The organism is Herbidospora galbida (assembly GCF_005233835.1).
Taxonomy (GTDB): Bacteria; Actinomycetota; Actinomycetes; order Streptosporangiales; family Streptosporangiaceae; genus Herbidospora; species Herbidospora galbida.
This window is the reverse complement of sequence record NZ_SZQA01000022.1, coordinates 99,715-117,931: the sequence shown is the minus strand read 5'-3', so window position 1 is coordinate 117,931 and position 18,217 is coordinate 99,715. Positions and strand designations below refer to the sequence as shown.

Here is an 18,217-nt window from a genome sequence, read left to right as displayed (position 1 = left end):
CCACTCCGGGACCACTCGGATGGCTTGAGCGGAGGAAATGGCAGTGGAGTTCGACGTTGTCGTTGAGATACCCAAAGGGCAACGCAACAAATATGAAGTGGATCATGAGACCGGCCGGATCCGACTCGACCGGATGCTCTTCACGTCCACTCAGTACCCTGCCGACTACGGCTTCATCGAGAACACCCTCGGCGAGGACGGCGACCCCCTCGACGCCCTCGTCCTCCTCCAGGAACCGACTTTCCCCGGGTGTCTCATCCGCTGTCGCGCCGTCGGCATGTTCCGGATGACCGACGAGAAGGGCGGCGACGACAAGGTCCTCTGCGTCCCCTCACGTGACCCCCGCCAGGAGCACATCCGCGACATCCACCATGTCCCGGAGTTCGACCGGCTGGAGATCCAGCACTTCTTCGAGGTCTACAAGGACCTTGAGCCCGGCAAGTCGGTCGAAGGCGCCAACTGGGTCGGCCGGACCGAGGCCGAGGCCGAGATCGAGCGCTCCTACAAGCGCGCCAAGCACTGACTCAGCCCGGTCTCGTGGCGCCGACGTAGTCGGGCCGCCACATCGACGCGATGCGGACCACGTCTCCCGTCTGGGGGGCGTGGACCATCAGGCCGCGTCCGATGAACATGCCGACGTGGTGGATGGGGTCGCCGAAGAAGACGAGGTCGCCGGGGCGCAGGTCGGCTGATTCGACGTGCGGCCCGGCGGTCCATTGCGTGCCGGTCCAGTGGTCGAGCGGCACGCCGGCCCGTTCCCAGGCCCGCATGGTCAGGCCCGAGCAGTCGAAGCTCTCCGGGCCGTCGGCCGCCCACACATAGGGCTTGCCGAGCTGGGCCAGCGCCCAGCGGGCCGCCTCCCCGCCCGCGCCCCCAGCGGTGAGCGCCCAGCCGGGAGCAGCCGGGCCCGCGCCGAACCTGAACCGGGCCAGGTCGAGCCGATCCTCGATCTCACGCTGCTCCCTGCGCAGTTCCCTGGTCTCCGCCAGCTGCGTCCGCACGGCCTCCTCCGCGGCCGTCTTGAGACGCTCGGCCTCGGCCGCGGCCCGATGGGCCTCGTCGAGCATGTCGGCGGCCTGGTTCTGCAGGATCCGGAGCACCTCGCGGCTGTCGTCGAGGCGGTCGATGACGGCCGCGCGCTCGTCGCCGATCTGGGTGACCAGGCTGGCCCGGCGCATCAGCGCGTCGGGGGCGCCCGGCAGGGCCATCATCGGGTTGGCCAGGTCGACCCCGTAGGCGTCGGCGGCCAGGGCGGCGGCCCGGCTCCTGGCCTCCTCGACGGTCCGCTCCGCCGCCAGCAGGTCGGCGGTGACCTCGGCGTGCTCGGCCCGGGCCTGCCGCACCTTGACCAGCTCGCCGTTGTAGGCCTCGACGAGGCGTTCGGCGTCTCTGACGAGCTCACGGCGGCGATCTTCGGCCCGCGCCAGCTTCACCTGGTTGCGGGCGAGCTCCCGGACCTGCGCGGTGATCGTGTCGCGGGGGGCCGGCGTCGCGGCGGCCTCGCCCGGCGCCCCGGCCAGCAACCCGGCGACGACGAGCGTCGCGGGCAGCGCCCTTGACCTGCGATTCGACATGCGCAGGCACATTCCCGCAGGTCACTCAAGGAACACCGGCCCCAATGGCAAAGGGTGTCACACGAGTTTCAGCAGACGAGAGATCCAGGGGCGCATGCCCGTGGTCACCGGGTCGGGGCCGCGCGGGTAGGCGAACACCGGGGCGTCGCCGCCGTGGGTGGCCCTCAGTTCGGCCGCCTTGCACCAGTCGGCGGCGGTCCGGCAGGCCGCCCACGCGACCGACAGCGCCGGCCGGGCCTCGGGGTGGCGTTCGTGGATCTGCGCGAGGGTGATGGCGGCGTGGGCGGCGGCGTAGCCGTCGTCGGGGTAGGCGGTGCCGGCCAGGTAGGGGGCGGTGACCCGGCCGCCGTGGGGGGTGCTCTGCACCCACGTCCAGTTGGCGACGACCAGGTTGAGGACGGGGGCGGGGAGGCGGGCGGCCTCGCCGTACATGCGGTCTTGGCGGGGGCCGGTGAGGCGGCGGGAGGACAGCAGCCAGGTGATGTCGTCGGGGGCCTGGCCCTCGGCCAGCCAGGTCAGGATGGCCAGGGCCCTGGCGGCCTGGAGGCGGCTGAGGTCGAGGACGTCGCGGAGCATCCGGGGCCCCGGGTCGAGCCAGACCGGCCAGGCCGCCTCGTGGGCCTTGGTGACGAGGTCGGCCAGCGGGGCGGGCGGCAGGTCTGGGTAGACCCGGCGATCACGAACGGCAAAGCCGTCGGTGGCCATGGTGTTCGCCCTTCACGTGCTCGTGCTCATGGTCGCGGTCGTCCGGCTGGGGGATGGAGGCCACTTCGACGTCGACCGGTTCGGCCGCCGGGGTGACCGTGGCGACCGGGGTGGGTGACGGACGGGGGCCCGGCGGGCGGCTGTGCTGCGGCTCGCCCTGGGCGGTCTTGGTGGGACGGGGGCGCGGCGGGGCGACGCGTTCGGGCCGGGGGTAGTGGACGCCGAGCACGGTCGGACGCGGCCGCGCCACCGCGCTCTGGGACGACTCCTTGACCGGGTCGAGCGTGCGGATCGGCGGCGGCACCTTGGGCGGGACCTTCGGCGGATAGTCGCTGACGGTCGCGGCGGGGGTGTAGAGCTGGGCGGTCGGCGCGGCCACGCCGCCTCGGTTCTCCATCGGGTCGCCGGTGACCTGCATGACCAGCACGACCACCACGGCCGCGGCGACCACGGCCGCCAGCGCGCCCGCGGCCACGTGGCGCCCGCGCCGCTGCTGCGTGCCGGGGAAGCCGTCGGGGTCGAGCGGCCCGGCCCGGCGGGCGACGTAGCGGCGGTAGGCCAGCAGTTCGGGGTCGATGAAGCAGCTCATCACCCGTACGCGCACCGTGTCGGGCATCACCGGGAGGGGCAGCAGGGCGAAGACCTTGCCGGCCGAGACCTGGCGGGCCCGGTGGGGGCGGCAGGTCTCGCAGCTGAAGATGTGGTTCACCACGCGGGCGCGGCGTTCGTCGGGGTCGCCGCCCTCGGCGTCGGCCACCAGGACCGACCGGGCCGGGCAGTCGCCGGGGTCGCGGCGGGCCAGCACCTCGGCGGTGATCGCGTCTTGCAGCCGGAGCGAGGCCGACTCGCGCAGGGCCTCGGCGTGGCGGGTGCTCAGGCCGAGGACCGTGCCCAGGTCGGCGGCGGCCAAGCCGTGGCGCAGGGACAGTTCGAGGATCTCCCGGTCGGCCGCGGGCAGGCCGTGGACGGCGTGCCAGGCGGCGGCGTCGGGAGCCTCTTCGGGCTCGGCCGGCTGCCCGGCCTGCCACCTTCGCCGGCACTCGGCGCGGGCCAGCGCGAGCAGCCAGACGTAGAGGCGGTCGGGGTCGCGCAGGGCGTCGATGTGGGCCTCGGCGGCGATCATGGTGTCGCGTAACGCCACCTGGGCGCCCTCGGAGCCGAGCAGGAACCAGCAGAAGCGGTAGACGCCTTCGGCGTGGGCGTCGTAGAGAGCGGCGAGAGCACCCGGATCGCGGGCGCGCAGGGCCTGAACCAGATCGCGATCGGTCATGTCACAGAAGGTAATGGATCCGTAACTTGGAGTTCAGGATTTCTGCCGCATTCTCCGCCGCTATTTTCCCGGTTATTTGGGGCAGATTCATGAGCGCGAGCCACGGTCGGCCTTCGGCCGCCCGCGGCTCACTTTTCTCCACCGAGCGGAACGCCTTCGAAGTCGGCCGGAATTCGCATCCCCAACTGGGCGAAAACGGTCGGCGCGACGTCGACGAGTTTCGCCTCGTGGCGGCGTTCGTGCCGGATTCCGGGGCCCGCGGCGAGCAGGAAGATCTGGAGCTCCTCCGGCGAGAGGCCGCCGTGACCGCCCTCGTCGCGGTGCCCGTGGTCGGTCACCACGATGACCGACCACTTCTCGTTCGGGTACGTGGGCCGTCGTCTGACGGCGTCGACGAGGCGGCCGATGCCGAGGTCCAGGGTGTCGAGCGCGGTGACGTACTCGGAGCCGAGAGGGCCGTGTTTGTGGGCCACCTTGTCGGGGTTGACCAGGTGCAGGAAGACCACGTCGACCTGGTGGCGGGCGATCAGGTCGGTCATCCGGCGGATGATCATCTCGTCCTTGAGGTGCTCGGCGTAGTCGACGCCGGGGCGCAGGGTGGCGTGCCAGTCGACCTGGTGGAGCAGGCCGGTCTCGAAGAAGGTCCGCCACAGGGTGACGGCCAGGGTGTCGAGATCGGGACGCAGTCTTTCCAGCCGGGTCAGGAAATCAGGATATCTCGTGTATTGGCGTCCATTAAAGGTGTTGTCGTGTACGCCATGCTTTTCCGGATTGACGCCGGTGAGAATGGTCGACCACGCCGGACCGCTCAGTGATTTCACGCCGGGAGCCAGATCGAGGTGCCCGGTGGCGTAGAGGCCCTCGCTCATCAGGGCGCGCAGATAGGTCGCCCTAGTGGTGAGGACGCGGTCGGTGCGCACCCCGTCGACGCCGATCACCAGGACCTTCGGCACCGGCTTCGGCGGCGGTGGTTCGACGTGGGCGACCGGGGCGCAGCTGAGCGCCACGACCGTGGCGAGGGCCAGCGAGACACGGACGGCCGAAGGACGGCCGTGTCTCGCCCGGTGAGGTCTCACGCCAGCCCGCCGGCCACGATCGCGAGCCCCGCCGCGGCGGCGGCCGAGGCGCCCAGCGCGAGGGTCACCCCGGCACAGACCATGGCGGTCTCGACGACGCCCCGGTTGATCGACCGGGGGTGGTCGTCGGCGATCTCCCGCAGCGCCCGTACGCCCATGACCAGCGCGCCCAGTGCGAGGAAGACGCCCACGCCGCCCAGGAAGAGCAGCGGGAGCGAGAGGTAGCCGAGCCGGGCGGTCCAGACGACCGAGGTGTACGGGGCGTCGCGCCGCGCCACCGCCGCCTCGACGAGGGCCCAGGAGGTCATGAGGTCTTTCGTGGAGGCGGTGCCGCGCCCGAATCGAGGCATAGGCCGTACTTTGAGGTTCTTCATGGAAATCGCCCCCCGGAAGAAAAGATCGAGCCTTATTCGGGGGATATCACGAACGCTGAGTGATACCTCCGCGACGCGCGGTTTCTTGGTGATTCACGGGGTCAGCCCGGCGGACGCGCATCCGTCGGCCAGGGCGTCGAGGCCGAACGCCTCGGCCGGGCCGAGCGCGCCGATGCCGCCCACCCCGCCGACCAGGGCGCTCGTCGCGCCCCAGGCGAGCATCCTGGCGGTGAGGTCGTAGGGGTCGCCCCCGTTGAGGCGGACGGTGGCGAGCAGGGTGCCGTCGTCGGCGTAGGCCTCGGCGATGGTCTGGGAGGCGATCGGCGGGGCCTCCAGGTTCGCCGACCGGGCCGCCCTCTCGGCCATGGCCGCCAGGAGCCTCTTCGAGCCGGGCAGCGCCCGCAGCACCGGGGTGGCCCTGGCGAAGACGCCCGCCGCGCGGGTCAGGCCGCCGAGCCAGCCCAGGTAGACGTTGACCTCGCGCAGCCGGGGATGGGTGCGCGGCAGGGCGAAGTGCTCGCTGGCCCCCATGGCGATGCCGTGGCGGCGGCGGGCGCCGAAGGCGAAGGCCCGGGTGCGGCCGGTCTCCCGGACGATGCGGCCGTCGCGGAAGCCGTACATGGGTTCGAGGATCATGCTCAGCGCGGAGGCGCGGGTTCCGGCGCTGGCCCTCTTGGCCACGTTGCCGCGCAGGAAGTACCCCACGTCGACCCTGATCGCGTCGTTGCCGGCCTTGCGGAGGGCGAGGGCGGCGGCGAGGTTGCCGGGGACGTAGTCGTACCCGAAGGCGGGGATCAGGGTCGCGCCCGCCGCGGCCGCCTCGGGGCCGTGGCGCTGGAAGACGCGCTTGACGAAGGGGGGTTCACCGGTCGAGTCGAGGTAGACCGCGCCCGCCTCGATGGCCGCCATGACCGCCGCGTCGCCCCAGCGCAGGAACGGTCCCACGGTGGAGACCAGCACGTCGCCGGGCCGGAGCAGGCGGGCCACCGAGCGCGGCCGGGTCGCGTCGGCCACCGCCGTGGGCAACGTGCCCGGCAGCGAGGAGGCCAGATCGGCCAGCCGGGCGGGGTCCCGCCCGGCCAGCAGCGGCTCGGCGCCCAGCGCGACCAGCGCCTTGGCCGTGAGCCGCCCGGTGTAGCCGGTGGCGCCGAACAGGACGATACGGGGGGTGGTCATGCCATTACCGTAACCTCACGGGTTCACGGCTTCTGTTCGGTGATGACGGTGTAGCCCCGGTCTTTGGCGAACGGCGCGGTCTTCGGGGCCTGTGTGAAGATCGGCGCGGCCCCGCCCGCGGCCAGGTCCTCATAGGGCTTGGCGGTGGCGCCCCAGGTGCGCGCCGTCACGGCGGTGGCGGCGGCGACCCCGGCGCTGACGCTCTCGACCGTGATGATGAACCGCCGGCTCGCCCCCGGCCGGACGTCGTCGACGAAGGCGGTGCCCCCGCCGATCAGCTTGCCCGCGGCGTCGCGCAGCAGCCCGGTCACCACCAGGCTCCCGGCCGGACGCGTGAAGGGCGACTCGACGTAGCCGGTGATCAGGTAGGACGAGGCGCCCAGCTTCTCGGTCGACACCCGGCTCACCGGGAACGTCTTGTACGCCGACGGCACCCGCGCCGCCTGGTGCCACGAGGCCGGCTTGTAGTCGATCTTGACGCTGACCGGCTTCTCGACCGCCAGCGCCTCCCCCGTGAACGCCATCGAGCCGCCCGGGGCGACCGCGTCGAGCGGCTGCTCCATCCGGACGACCTCCTTGCCGGCGGCGTCCTTTCCGGTGATCGTGGCGACCGCGTTCTCGCCGAAGTGCCACTTGTTGCCGTTGTTGAGCACGGCCGCCCAGTTCACCAGGTAACCGCCACTGGCCTGCACGACGGAGGAGGTCTGCTCCTTCAGCGCGAGCGGGGCGAGTTCGGTCTTCTTGGCCTCTTCGCCACCCGAGCACCCGGAAACCAGGAGAGTCACGGAGAGGAGCGACAGGGCCAGGGCTGTCATACGGTGCGTCACCAGGCCGTGATAACGCGTGCGCGCGGCCCGTTCACCTCGACCCGCCAACAGCGGACCCAATCTTTAACGCGCGCGGACGACCCGCCCCTCGTCCCAGACCGGCTCTGACGATTCGTAGACCTTCCCATCGGCGCCGAAGACCAGGTAGCGATCGAAGTCGGCGGCGAACCAGCGGTCGTGGGTGACCGCCATGACGGTCCCCTCGAAGGCGTCGAGGCCCTCCTGGAGCGCCTCGGCGCTGGCCAGGTCGAGGTTGTCGGTCGGCTCGTCGAGGAGCAGCAGCGTCGCGCCCGACAGCTCCAGCAGGAGGATCTGGAGCCGGGCCTGCTGGCCGCCCGACAGGGTCTCGAAGCGCTGCTCGGCGATGGTCCCGGCCAGCTCGTAGCGGGCCAGGATCTTCATGGCCTCGTTCTTGAGCCGGGCGTGCTCGGTCATCACGATCTCGCACGGGGTGCGCTTCATCAGCTCGGGGTGGGAGTGGGTCTGGGCGAAGTGCCCGGGGATGACCCGCGCGCCGAGCCGGGCGACGCCGGTGTGGTTCACGTCGTCGCCGCTGAGGAGCCGGAGGAAGTGGGACTTCCCGGAGCCGTTGGAGCCCAGCACGGCCACGCGTTCGCCGTACCAGATCTCCAGGTCGAACGGCTTCATCAGGCCGGTGAGCTCCAGGCCTTCGCAGATGACCGCCCGCTTGCCGGTGCGGCCGCCGCGCAGGCGCATGTTGATGTTCTGGTCTTTGGCCGCCATCTCGGGCGGGCCCGCCTCCTCGAACTTGCGGAGCCGGGTCTGGGCCGCGTGGTAGGCGGCCGACATGCCGTCGTTGTAGGTGGCCTTCTGCTTCAGCATGTTGACCAGGCGCTTCAGCTTGGCGTGTTCTTCGTCCCACCGTCGGCGCAGCTCGTCGAGGCGCTCGTTGCGCTCTCTGCGGGCCTGGGCGTACGTGGTGAAGCCGCCGCCGTGGACCCAGATGTTGCCCGACTCGACCGTGACGATGCGGTCGGCGGCGTTGGCGAGGAGCTGGCGGTCGTGCGAGACCAGCAGGACGGTCTTCTGGGTCTCCCGCAGGACCTGCTCCAGCCACTGCTTGCCCGGCACGTCGAGGTAGTTGTCGGGCTCGTCGAGGAGGAGGACCTGGTCGGGGCCCCGGAGCAGGGCCTCCAGCACCAGCCGTTTCTGCTCCCCGCCGCTGAGGGTGTTGACCTCGCGGTACTTGCAGTTGTCGTACGGGATGCCCAAAGCCGCCATCGTGCAGGTGTCCCAGAGGACCTCGATGTCGTAGCCGCCCGCGTCGGTGTAGTCGGTGATCGCCTGCGCGTAGCGCATCTGGGTCTTCTCGTCGTCGCGCTCCATCATGAGGAGCTCGATCTTGGCGAGGTGCTCGGCGGCGTCTCTGACCCGCGTCGGGGCGACCGACAGGAGCAGGTCGTGGACGGTCCGGCCGTCGCGGATGCTGCCGATGAACTGGCGCATCACGCCGAGGCCGCCGGAACTGGCGACCGTGCCCTCGACCGCCTGGAGATCGCCCGCGATCAGCCGCATGAGCGTCGTCTTGCCCGCGCCGTTGGGGCCCACGAGGGCGGCCTTGACGCCTTCGCCGATGCGGAAGGACACGTCGTTCAGCAATGGCCGCCCGTCTGGGAGGACATGGGTGATATGGGCGATCTCGACGTGGGCCATGGGGTCGAGGGTATTGAGACGGGAGATCGGGTGCCAACAGTTATCCGAACGGAACTGAGCTGACCGATTTGCCGGTTATGTCTGTTATGAGATCTGTGCTCATCACCGGGTCCACTGATGGGATCGGCGCCGAGAGCGCCCGCGTGTTCGGCGCCCAGGGCGACGACGTCATCGTCTCCGGCCGCGACGCCGCCAAGGGCGCCATGGTCGTCGACGACATCGTGCGCGAGGGGGGCTCCGCCCGGTTCGTGCCCGCCGACCTGACCGACCTCGACGCGCTCCACGACCTGGCCGCCGAGGCGGGCGACGTCGACGTGCTCGTCAACAACGCCGGGATGGCGCCGGTCTCCGCGACCGTCGGCCAGGATCCCGAGGTCTTCGAGAAGACCCTCGCGCTCAACCTCAGGGCGCCCTACTTCCTCACCCAGGCGCTCGTGCCGGGGATGATGGAACGCGGGCGCGGCGCGATCGTGAACATCTCAACCATCGCCTCGGTGGTGGCCGTGCCGTTCCTGTCGGTCTACGGCGCCACCAAGGCCGCCCTCAACGAACTCACCCGGACGTGGGCGGCCGAGTTCGCCGAACGGGGGGTGCGGGTCAACGCCGTCGCGCCCGGACCGGTGGTGACCTCAATGTACCAGAGCATGGGCGAGCGGGCCAAGGAGTTCGACGAGAGCACGATGCTGCACCGGGCCGCCGACCCCAAGGAGATCGCCGACGTCGTGGCGTTCCTGGCGTCCGACAAGGCGTCGTACATGACCGGGGCCGTGGTTCCCGTCGACGGCGGCGGCTCCGCGCTCTAGGTCGCTACCGGGTCGTCGTCGTCTCCTGGACCAGCCGCGCGGCCAGGACGGCGAAGACGCCGGCCGAGACGCGCTCCATCCACGTGCGGAAGCCGGGGCGGCGGGCGATGCGCTCCGAGAGGTGGCCCGACAGCAGGCCGGCCGGGCCGTCGACCATGAGCCCGGTGACGATGAACATCAGCCCGAGGACGAGCATCTGGGCCGTCACCGGCCAGGCCTGGTCGCCCTTGGTGATGAACTGGGGCACGAACGCCAGGTAGAACAGGATGACCTTCGGGTTGGCCAGGTTGGTGAGCGCGGCCATGAAGTAGACGCGCCGGAGCGACCGCTGTGGAACCTCGGCGACGTCGAGGGCCACGCGACTGCCCTTCCAGGTCGTGTACGCCAGATAGAGCAGCACGACCGCCCCCGCGATCCTGACCACCGTCAGCGCCTCGGGCGCCCTGGCGATCAGGAACCCCAGGCCGAACGCGGCGGCGACGGAGTGCACCACGAGTCCGGTGGAGACTCCGAGGGCGGCCAGGAAGCCGGCCCGGCGCCCGCCGGCGACGCCGTTGGTGATGATGAAGAGCAGGTCGGGCCCGGGGGCGACGTTGAGGAGGAACGTCGCTACCGCGAAGGCCGCGAGGAGGTGGGCGTCCATGACCACCATGATGACAAACGTCCCACAGGACCAGTGGGATGATCTTCCGCGTGGAATTAGCCCGACATGAACGTGTTCGCCGGTTTCTCGAACGTCCTTCCGTTCAGCGTGCCGTCGTCATCATCATCGTCGTCAACGCGATCACCATCGGCTGCGAGACCAGCGCCACCCTCATGGCCCAGGTCGGCGGGTTGCTCGTCGCCATCGACCACATCGCACTGACGATCTTCGCAATCGAGATCCTGGCCCGGCTCTACGCCTACCGCCGCGACTTCTTCACCGACCCGTGGAACTGGTTCGACCTGGTCATCGTGGTGGTCGCGCTCGTCCCGGCGTCCGGGCCGACATCGGTGCTGCGGGCGCTGCGCATCCTGCGCGCGCTTCGTCTGGTGTCGGCCGTGCCGAGCATGCGGCGGGTCGTCGGCGCGCTGCTCACGGCCGTGCCGGGGATGGCCTCGATCATCGGACTGCTGCTGCTCATGATCTACGTCGCGGCGGTGATAGCGACCAAGTTGTTCGGCGAGGTCGCGCCGCAGCGGTTCGACGAGCTCCCCGACTCCCTCTTCACGCTGTTCCAGATCATGACCGGCGACGACTGGGGCACGGTCGCCAAGGAGGTCATGTCGCACAAGCCCTGGGCGTGGTTGTTCTTCATCTCCTACATCCTCATCTCGACTTTCGTCGCGCTGAATCTCTTCATCGCGGTCGTGGTGAACGCCATGGACGACGCCGAACCCTCCCCGTCGGAGGAGCAGGCCCAGGCCGAGCTGGTCGAACTCCGCGACGAGGTCGCCTCGCTCCACGCCAAACTCGATCTTCTTCTCGAACGCGGAACCGTGGGCCGGCGCTGAGCGTTCTGGCGTGCGGTCGAGACGTCCAACCCGACAGGAGAAAACGTGGTCTTCAAACGGATGCTGAGCGCATTCGGCGTCGGCGCCCCCTCAGTGGACACCGTTCTGCACAACCCGCGCACCCAGCCCGGCGGCGCCCTTTCCGGCGAGGTGCGGATCAAGGGCGGCGAGGTCGACGCGGAGATCGAGCACATCACCCTCAGCCTCGTCGCGCGCGTCGAGATCGAGCACGGTGAAGGCGAGAGCAGCGGGCTGCGCGAGTTCTTCGGCTTCCCGGTCTCCGGGCCCTTCATCCTCCGGACCGGCGAGGAGCGGACGATCCCGTTCCAGCTCCCGGTGCCGTGGGAGACCCCGATCAGCGAGGGCCTGCGCGGCATGGCGATCGGCGTGCGCACCGAACTGGCCATCGCCAAGGCGGTCGACAAGGGCGACCTCGACATGGTCGAGGTCGCACCGCTGCCCTCGCAGGTGCACGTGCTGGAGTCGCTGTCGCGGCTGGGCTTCCACTTCCGCTCGGCCGACCTGGAGGCCGGGCACATCGGCGGCTCCCGCCAGACGCTGCCGTTCTACCAGGAGATCGAGTTCACCTCCCACCAGTACGGCGAGATCGAGGTGACCTTCATCTCCGACCCCCACCACCTGGAGATCGTGATCGAGGGCGGCCACGACGCGATCGGCCGCTTCCCGACCACCCACCAGGAGGCGCTGAGCACCGACTGGACGTCGGTCGTCGGCGACTGGCTGTCCCAGCGCTCCTACGGCCACCACGGCGGACATCACGGCGGACATCACGGGGGCGGCATCGGCATGGGCGGCGTGGTCGCCGGGGCCGCGGCGGGCGTCGTCGGCGGCATGATCCTGGGCGAGGTCGTGGACGAGGTCTTCGAGGACGTCTTCGAAGAGGAGTGACGAACCCCGCGAACGGCGGTCACCGTGCCGGTGGCCGCCGTTCCGGCTGCTATCGTCCCGGGTCGTGATCTTCGAGGCAGAACCGTTCCGGCTGATCGTCTCCGGAGGCGGCACCGGTGGGCACACCTTTCCGGCGCTGACCACCGTCCGCGCGCTGCGCGCCCGGACCGGCGGGCGGCTGGAGGTGCTCTGGGTCGGCGCGGCCGGGAGCCTGGAAGAGCGGGTCGCCACCGCCGAGGGCATCCCGTTCGCCTCCGTCGCGACCGGCAAGGTGCGCCGCGCCAGGAACGTGCTGGGGATGCTGTCGGCCGAGAACGTGCGCGACATGTTCCGGGTGCCGCTCGGGGTCTACCAGGCCTGCTCGATCGTGCGCCGGTTCCGTCCCGACGTGGTGCTGGGCACCGGCGGCTACGTCGCGGTGCCGGTCGGCGTGGCGGCGCGGGTGTGCCGGGTGCCGCTGGTCATCCACGAGCAGACGGTCCGGCTCGGGCTGGCCAACCGGGTGCTCGCCCGGGGGGCGGCCCGCGTCGCGGTGACGGCCGAGGCGTCGCTGGAGCTGCTGTCGGGCGCGGCGCGGAAGCGGGCCGTGGTGACCGGCAACCCCGTCAGGGCCGAGGTGCTCACCGGGCGGGCCGACCGCGCGCCCGTTGACGGTTTCGACCGCGCCCTGCCGACCGTGTACGTCACCGGCGGCGCCCAAGGGGCCCGGCAGATCAACGGGCTCGTCACGGCGATCCTGCCGTGGCTGCTGGAGCGGGCGAACGTCGTCCACCAGTGCGGCCCCGCCGAGGAGGAGCAGGTCGCCGCCGCGGCGCGCACCCTGCCGCCGGCCCTGGCGGCCCGCTACCAGGTCAAGGGGTTCGTGGGCGCCGAACTGCCCGACGTGCTCGCGCTCGCCGACGTGGTGGTCTCGCGCAGCGGCGCCGGCACCATCGCCGAGGTCACGGCGCTCGGGAAGGCGGCCGTGCTGATCCCGCTGGCCAGCTCCGCCGGGAACGAGCAGGCCCACAATGCCTCCTACCTGGAGCGGGCCGGGGCCGCGGTCGCGCTGCTCGGCGAGGTGACGCCCGAGAAGCTGCAGGCGGCCGTCGCGCCGCTGCTGGCCGACCCCGCGCGGCGTGCGGCGCTGGCCGCCCAGGCCCGGCGGCACGGCCGTCCCGACGCCGCCGAGCGGCTCGCCGACGAGGTCCTTCACGCCGGGTAGGCGTGCGTCTCGGCGGCCTTGACCGAGACCCAGATCGGGCGGCCGGGCGTGAGATCGAGCTCGGCCACGGCGGCCGGGGTGACGTCGGCGGCGACCGGCACCGGGCCCTCGACGTGGACGCGGACGTTGTCGCCGTGCCGTTCGACGCCGTCGATCCGGCCCTCCCACAGGTTGCGGGGGCTGCCGTCGGGACGGGCGCGGTAGAGCGCCACCGCGCGCGGCGCGAACGCCACGAACGCCGGGCCGGTCACGTGTTCCTCGGCGGCGAAGGCCAGGTCGCCGACCCGCACCCGGTCGCCGTCGCCCTCGCCCCGGTAGAGGTTGAGGCCGACGAGCCGGGCCACGTAGTCGGTCCGGGGGCGGCGGGCGATCTCCGTCGGCGTGCCCTCTTGGACGACCGCGCCGTTCTCGATCACCACGAGCCGGTCGGCCAGCACCATCGCGTCGAGCGGATCGTGGGTGACCAGGACGGTCGCGCCGTCGAAGCCGGACAGGCGGCGGCGGAGCTCGGAGCGGATCTCCAGGCGGGTGTGGGCGTCGAGGGCGGCCAGCGGCTCGTCGAGGAGCAGCAGGCGCGGCTCGACCGCGAGGGCCCGTGCCAGGGCCACCCGCTGGGCCTGTCCGCCGGAGAGGCGGCGGGGGCGTACAGAAGCGAACTCCGCCAGACCCATGCGGTCGAGCAGTTCCCGGGCCAGCAGCCGGGCCTCGGCCTTCGACCTTCCCCGGCAGCGGGGACCGAAGGCGACGTTGTCGAGCGCGGACAAGTGGGGGAAGAGCAGGTAGTCCTGGAAGACGACGCCGACGGGGCGTCGCTCGGCCGGTTCGCGGTCGATGCGGACGCCGTCGAGTTCGATCGAGCCCTCGGTCAGCGGGGTCAGCCCGGCGAGGGCGCGCAGGGCGGTCGTCTTGCCGGCTCCGTTGGGACCCAGCAGCGTGACGACCTCGCCCCGGCCGACCGTCAGGTCGAGGTCGAGCCGGAAGGCCGGCCGCTCGACCACGATCCGGGCGCGCAAGGTCATGCCGCCGCCCCCACCCAGCGGTCGCGCAGCGCGACCAGGATGACCACCGACACGGCCAGCAGCACCAGGCTGAGCACGATCGCCGCCTCAGGTTCGGTCTCCAGGGCCAGGTAGACGGCCAGCGGCATCGTCTGGGTGCGGCCGGGGAAGTTGCCCGCGAACGTGATCGTCGCGCCGAACTCCCCCAGAGCCCGCGCCCAGCAGAGCACCGCCCCGGCCAGCACGCCCGGCGCGACCAGCGGCAGCGTCACCCGGCGGAACACGGTGAAGCGGGAGGCGCCCAGGGTCGCGGCGGCCTCCTCGTAGCGCACGTCGGCGGCGCGCAGCGCGCCCTCGACGGCGATGACCAGGAACGGCATCGCCACGAACGCCTCCGCGACGACCACCCCGGCCGTCGTGAACGGCAGCGAGAACCCGAACGCCGACTCCAGCCATTGCCCGATCAGCCCGCGCCGGCCGAGCACCAGCAGCAGCGCCACGCCGCCGACCACCGGCGGCAGCACCAGCGGCACGGTCACCAGGGCGCGCAGGAGCCGGCGGCCGGGGAAGTCGGTGCGGGCCAGCAGCCAGGCCAGCGGCACCCCGAGCACCAGGCAGACCGCCGTCGCCATGGACGCGGTGACCAGCGACAGCCGCAGCGCCTCCAGGACCTGCGGTTCGGACAGCCGCCACGGCAGCGTCGACCACGGCGCCCGGACGAGCAGCCCCGCCAGCGGCAGGACGAGGAACGCCATCCCCAGCACGGCCGGGACGACCAGCAGCCAGGGCACACGGCTTCTCACGGGGCTTCGAAACCGGCCTTCGTCAGCACGTCTCTGCCCTGTTGCGACAGCACGAGCTCGACGAACCGCCGCGCCAGGTCGGGCGCGTCCTTCAAGGTCGCGATCGGGTAGTCGTTGACCGCCTGATCGGCCTCGGGGAACGGGATGCCGGTGACCTTCCCGCCCGAGGCGATGACGTCGGTCTTGTAGACCAGGGCCGCGTCGACCTCGCCGAGTTCGACCTTGGTGAGGGTGGCCTTGACGTCCTGCTCCAGGGTGACCGGGGTGACCGTGAGCCCGGCCGCGCCGAGCGCCTTGGCAGCGGCCGCGCCGCACGGCACCTGCTCGGCGCAGAGCGCGACCTTGACCCGGGGATCGGTCAGGTCCTTGAGGTTCTCGACCTCGGCGGGGTTGTCGGGCGGCACCGCGATCTCCAGCTTGTTCTGCACGAACACGGTCGGAGTGCCCGCGAGGCCGGCGTCGGCCACGGTCTTCATCGTCGCAGGCGAAGCGGCCGCGAACACGCCGGCGGGCGCGCCCTGGACGATCTGCTGGGCCAACGTGGAACTGGACCCGAAGTTGAAGGTCACCTTCGTTCCGGGGTGCGCGGCCTCGAACCGCTTGCCCAGCTCGGTGAACGTCTCGGTCAGCGACGCCGCGGCGAACACGGTCAGCCCACTCTCCGTCGACGACGATCCACAGGCCGCCACCGCGAACATCGACGCGACGGCGGCGATCAGGGACAGACGCTTCAACACGGGCACTCCTCATCGAATCGCATCTGCCAACCATTCGATCGCCATCACCTTGTATTTGCAAGCAAAAGACCTTCTTAAGTTAGGGCTCCGCCCACCCCGGCACCGCCGCGACGTCTAAGCGCCCCGGCGGGCCACGGCCAGGTAGTGATCGTCTTCGTCGTGGAAGTGCACGGGTTCCCAGCCGGTGGCCCGGAGCAGCGGCGTGATGCGGTGTTCGGCGCGGATGTCGTCCGGGGAGAGTTCGCGCCCCCGGCGAGCAGCCAGCACCGCGCGGCCCACGGGGTGGAACAGGGCCAGCCGGGCGCCCGCACGGGCGACCCGGGCGAACTCCAGCAGCGTGCCCCGGGGGTCGCCGAGGTGGCCGATGAGACCGGCGGCCAGGATGCCGCCGATGGTCGCGTCGGCGAAGGGCAACCGGAAGGCGTCGCCGATCAGCACCGGCCCGCGTTCGCTCGCCTTGCGGGCCATCTCCGGCGTCAGGTCGACGCCCACCACCCGGTCGGTGTGGTCGCGCAGCAGCGGCATCGCCCGGCCGGTGCCGCAGCCCGCGTCCAGGGCGACCAGGCCGGGTCGCAGTTCCAGGCGGGCGACGGCCGCCGCGAAGGCCGGGCCGTCGTCGGGGAACGTGTCGTCCCAGGTCGTGGCGCGGGCCGCGAAGAAGGCTCTGGTCTCGTCCTTGTCCATGTCCGCGACTCTAGGGCGCGCATATCTGCCAATTCGCTCGGGAACCATCGCCACGGGGTCGTCGGCCGCGAGATGGTGGCTCGCATGCGGACAAAGTGGCGACGCCGCGTGCTGCTGGGCACGTCCGGCACGGTCGTCGTCGTGGCGCTCGCCCTGGGCGCCGCCGGCTACTACTACTCCGGTCTCGTGATCGATCCCGTTCACGCCTCCAGCTACCCGATCGAGGTCACCGCCGTTGGCGACGGACAGGTCACGCTGAAGGGCGGCGGTGACACCGGAGCGCCGGGCACCTACGGCCTGACCTGGGCCGGGGGCAACGCCGTGCTCGGCGAGGCGATCTCCGTCGGGGCCGGCACGGTCACCCGCAGGCTCGAGAAGATCCGCACCGGCGACCTGCGGCCGGGCGTGTTCGCCTACCTCGACCGCTGGATGTGGGGCGAGGGCACCCCCGAGTCGGTCGGGGTGCCCTATGAGGAGGTCGGGGTGAAGTCGCCACTGGGCGTCTTCCCCGCCTGGCGGACCGAGGGCACGTCGGACACATGGGTGATCGCGGTCCACGGCCGCAACGGCGGCCGGGGCGAGGCACTGCGCGTCCTCCCCACGCTCCACGAACTGGGCCATCCGGTGCTCGCGATCTCCTACCGGAACGACGAGGGCGCCCCCGCGAGCCCCGACGGCCGGTTCCACCTCGGCGACACCGAGTGGGAGGACGTCCGGGCCGCCATGGACTACGCGCGCACCCGGGGCGCGAAGAAGTTCGTCCTCTACGGCTGGTCGATGGGCGGCGGCATCTCCGCCATGACGGCCAGGCGGCTCCCCGGCGCGGACATCACGGCGCTGATCCTCGACAGCCCGGTGCTCGACTGGCGGTCGCCGATCGCGCTGGGCGCGCGGCAGATGGGGGTGCCCGGCCTGCTCACCACGGTCGGCCAGTGGGTGATCACGGCGCGTACCGGGCTGAGCTTCGACGACCTCGACCACGTCGAGCACGCCGCCGAGTTCGACCTGCCGATCCTGATCTTCGTCGACCACGACGACGCGACCGTGCCGGTCGACCGGGCGCAGGCGTTCGCGCGGGCCCGGCCCGACGTCACGACGCTGGTGGAGACCAAGGGCGGCGGCCACACCGGGTCGTGGAACGTCGACCCGGACGCCTACGAGCGGGCGGTCAGAGACTTTCTCCGATCACCACGGTGAACGAGGTGTGGGTGACGGCGAACCCGAGCCGGCTGTAGACCCGCTGGGCCGGGTTCCCGTCGCTGACCGCCAGGCCCAGCCGGTCGAGCCCGTCGGCGGCGGCCTTGAGCTGCACGTGGCGCAGCAGCCGCCCGCCGGTGCCCGGGACCGACAGGGCGGGGTGGCGGAAGACCTCGGTCACCCACGGGACGGTCTTGAAGTCGTTCACGAACACCCCCGCGACGACCGCGCCCGCCTCGTTCACGGCCAGCGCGCTGCAGGGCATCAGCGGGCCGAGCATGCTGCCGTCGAGAAGCGGGACGAGTTCGGTCGCGATGGCCTGGTCGCGGTCGCGGGGCGTGTGGTCGACGTGGCCGGGCGGGTAGGCCTGGCTGATGGCCGGATAGATGTCTTCGGGCGAGCGGTCGACCGAGGTGAAGGTCACCCCTTCGGGAGGGGCGCTGGGGGCCGAGGGCAGGGCCGTGAGGTCGGCGTACATGGAGTGGGCGTGCCGGAGCCTGCGCGCGCCGCGTGCGACCAGTTCGCGGCCGAGGTCGACGTCGGTGGAGACCGCCCAGCCCTTGAGCTGCGCCATGATCACCTCGACGGCGCCGGGGCCGATCACTTCGAGGTAGTCGGCCCACGGACGGCCGTCGCGGACCCCTTCGACGAAGCTGATCGCCGCCACTCCGAGGTCGTTGGCCCTGATCTGTCGCATGCGGCCCACAATAGG

At 71.6% G+C, this 18,217-nt stretch carries 20 protein-coding genes; 6 read left to right on the top strand and 14 right to left on the bottom strand.

Annotated elements, in window-relative coordinates:
* The first annotated feature begins 43 nt into the window (after window positions 1-43).
* Complete coding sequence (locus tag FDA94_RS22530; RefSeq protein WP_030452941.1) at window positions 44-523, top strand: inorganic diphosphatase; 480 nt, start codon at window positions 44-46, stop codon at window positions 521-523.
* Window position 524: 1 nt separating this feature from the next.
* Here FDA94_RS22530 and FDA94_RS22525 read toward each other — a convergent pair whose 3' ends face one another.
* The 8 genes from FDA94_RS22525 to FDA94_RS22495 all read right to left on the bottom strand — a co-directional run bounded on the left by FDA94_RS22525 (window position 525) and on the right by FDA94_RS22495 (window position 8,676).
* Window positions 525-1,574 carry a C40 family peptidase gene (locus tag FDA94_RS22525; RefSeq protein ID WP_170991071.1) on the bottom strand — a complete coding sequence of 350 codons (1,050 nt, stop codon included), beginning with the start codon at window positions 1,572-1,574 and terminating at the stop codon, window positions 525-527.
* 57 nt (window positions 1,575-1,631) lie between these two features.
* Window positions 1,632-2,279 carry a hypothetical protein gene (locus FDA94_RS22520; RefSeq protein WP_137249067.1) on the bottom strand — a complete coding sequence of 216 codons (648 nt, stop codon included), beginning with the start codon at window positions 2,277-2,279 and terminating at the stop codon, window positions 1,632-1,634.
* Complete coding sequence (locus FDA94_RS22515) at window positions 2,251-3,549, bottom strand: RNA polymerase sigma factor (RefSeq protein WP_137249066.1); 1,299 nt, start codon at window positions 3,547-3,549, stop codon at window positions 2,251-2,253. Before FDA94_RS22515 ends, FDA94_RS22520 begins: the two co-directional genes overlap by 29 nt.
* Window positions 3,550-3,677: 128 nt before the next feature.
* The gene (locus tag FDA94_RS22510) at window positions 3,678-4,625 is read right to left on the bottom strand and encodes an alkaline phosphatase family protein (RefSeq protein WP_170991070.1); all 948 of its coding nucleotides are present in this window, start codon (window positions 4,623-4,625) and stop codon (window positions 3,678-3,680) included.
* The gene (locus tag FDA94_RS39360; RefSeq protein WP_170991069.1) at window positions 4,622-4,975 is read right to left on the bottom strand and encodes a hypothetical protein; all 354 of its coding nucleotides are present in this window, start codon (window positions 4,973-4,975) and stop codon (window positions 4,622-4,624) included. Before FDA94_RS39360 ends, FDA94_RS22510 begins: the two co-directional genes overlap by 4 nt.
* Window positions 4,976-5,092: 117 nt before the next feature.
* Window positions 5,093-6,175, bottom strand: a complete 1,083-nt coding sequence (locus tag FDA94_RS22505) for a saccharopine dehydrogenase family protein (RefSeq protein WP_137249064.1) — start codon at window positions 6,173-6,175, stop codon at window positions 5,093-5,095.
* A gap of 23 nt (window positions 6,176-6,198) precedes the next feature.
* A complete protein-coding gene (locus tag FDA94_RS22500; RefSeq protein WP_246060091.1) occupies window positions 6,199-6,960 on the bottom strand; it encodes a hypothetical protein in 762 nt (253 codons plus the stop codon).
* Between the two features lie 105 nt (window positions 6,961-7,065).
* Complete coding sequence (locus FDA94_RS22495; protein WP_137249062.1) at window positions 7,066-8,676, bottom strand: ABC-F family ATP-binding cassette domain-containing protein; 1,611 nt, start codon at window positions 8,674-8,676, stop codon at window positions 7,066-7,068.
* An 86-nt stretch (window positions 8,677-8,762) separates the two neighbouring features.
* Between FDA94_RS22495 and FDA94_RS22490 the strand changes: the two genes are divergently transcribed.
* On the top strand, window positions 8,763-9,479 hold the full coding sequence (locus FDA94_RS22490; RefSeq protein ID WP_212735449.1) for an SDR family NAD(P)-dependent oxidoreductase: 717 nt from the start codon (window positions 8,763-8,765) through the stop codon (window positions 9,477-9,479).
* Between the two features lie 4 nt (window positions 9,480-9,483).
* Here the strand turns inward: FDA94_RS22490 and FDA94_RS22485 are convergent, their stop codons facing one another.
* Window positions 9,484-10,122, bottom strand: a complete 639-nt coding sequence (locus FDA94_RS22485; RefSeq protein ID WP_137249060.1) for a LysE family translocator — start codon at window positions 10,120-10,122, stop codon at window positions 9,484-9,486.
* Between the two features lie 50 nt (window positions 10,123-10,172).
* Between FDA94_RS22485 and FDA94_RS22480 the strand changes: the two genes are divergently transcribed.
* From FDA94_RS22480 to murG, 3 genes are all read left to right on the top strand, one after another.
* Window positions 10,173-10,973, top strand: a complete 801-nt coding sequence (locus FDA94_RS22480) for an ion transporter (RefSeq protein ID WP_246060090.1) — start codon at window positions 10,173-10,175, stop codon at window positions 10,971-10,973.
* A gap of 45 nt (window positions 10,974-11,018) precedes the next feature.
* Window positions 11,019-11,882, top strand: coding sequence for a sporulation protein (locus FDA94_RS22475; protein WP_137249058.1), 864 nt, complete (start codon window positions 11,019-11,021; stop codon window positions 11,880-11,882).
* A 64-nt stretch (window positions 11,883-11,946) separates the two neighbouring features.
* Complete coding sequence (gene murG, locus FDA94_RS22470) at window positions 11,947-13,086, top strand: undecaprenyldiphospho-muramoylpentapeptide beta-N-acetylglucosaminyltransferase (RefSeq protein ID WP_137249057.1); 1,140 nt, start codon at window positions 11,947-11,949, stop codon at window positions 13,084-13,086.
* On the opposite strand, the gene FDA94_RS22465 is transcribed toward murG, so the two are convergent.
* The 4 genes from FDA94_RS22465 to FDA94_RS22450 all read right to left on the bottom strand — a co-directional run bounded on the left by FDA94_RS22465 (window position 13,074) and on the right by FDA94_RS22450 (window position 16,308).
* Window positions 13,074-14,105, bottom strand: coding sequence for an ABC transporter ATP-binding protein (locus FDA94_RS22465; RefSeq protein ID WP_137249056.1), 1,032 nt, complete (start codon window positions 14,103-14,105; stop codon window positions 13,074-13,076). The genes murG and FDA94_RS22465 overlap by 13 nt on opposite strands.
* On the bottom strand, window positions 14,102-14,839 hold the full coding sequence (modB, locus tag FDA94_RS22460) for a molybdate ABC transporter permease subunit (RefSeq protein ID WP_137249096.1): 738 nt from the start codon (window positions 14,837-14,839) through the stop codon (window positions 14,102-14,104). The genes FDA94_RS22465 and modB overlap by 4 nt, the downstream gene beginning before the upstream one ends.
* 44 nt (window positions 14,840-14,883) lie before the next feature.
* The gene (modA, locus tag FDA94_RS22455) at window positions 14,884-15,585 is read right to left on the bottom strand and encodes a molybdate ABC transporter substrate-binding protein (RefSeq protein WP_137249097.1); all 702 of its coding nucleotides are present in this window, start codon (window positions 15,583-15,585) and stop codon (window positions 14,884-14,886) included.
* Window positions 15,586-15,738: 153 nt separating this feature from the next.
* A complete protein-coding gene (locus FDA94_RS22450; protein WP_137249055.1) occupies window positions 15,739-16,308 on the bottom strand; it encodes a class I SAM-dependent methyltransferase in 570 nt (189 codons plus the stop codon).
* 84 nt (window positions 16,309-16,392) lie between these two features.
* Between FDA94_RS22450 and FDA94_RS22445 the strand changes: the two genes are divergently transcribed.
* On the top strand, window positions 16,393-17,505 hold the full coding sequence (locus FDA94_RS22445; protein ID WP_170991067.1) for an alpha/beta hydrolase: 1,113 nt from the start codon (window positions 16,393-16,395) through the stop codon (window positions 17,503-17,505).
* Here the strand turns inward: FDA94_RS22445 and FDA94_RS22440 are convergent.
* Window positions 17,477-18,202 (bottom strand): GNAT family N-acetyltransferase, encoded by a 726-nt coding sequence (locus FDA94_RS22440; RefSeq protein WP_137249053.1) that lies wholly within the window; start codon window positions 18,200-18,202, stop codon window positions 17,477-17,479. The two genes, FDA94_RS22445 and FDA94_RS22440, sit on opposite strands and share 29 nt — an antisense overlap.
* Between the last annotated feature and the right edge of the window lie 15 nt (window positions 18,203-18,217).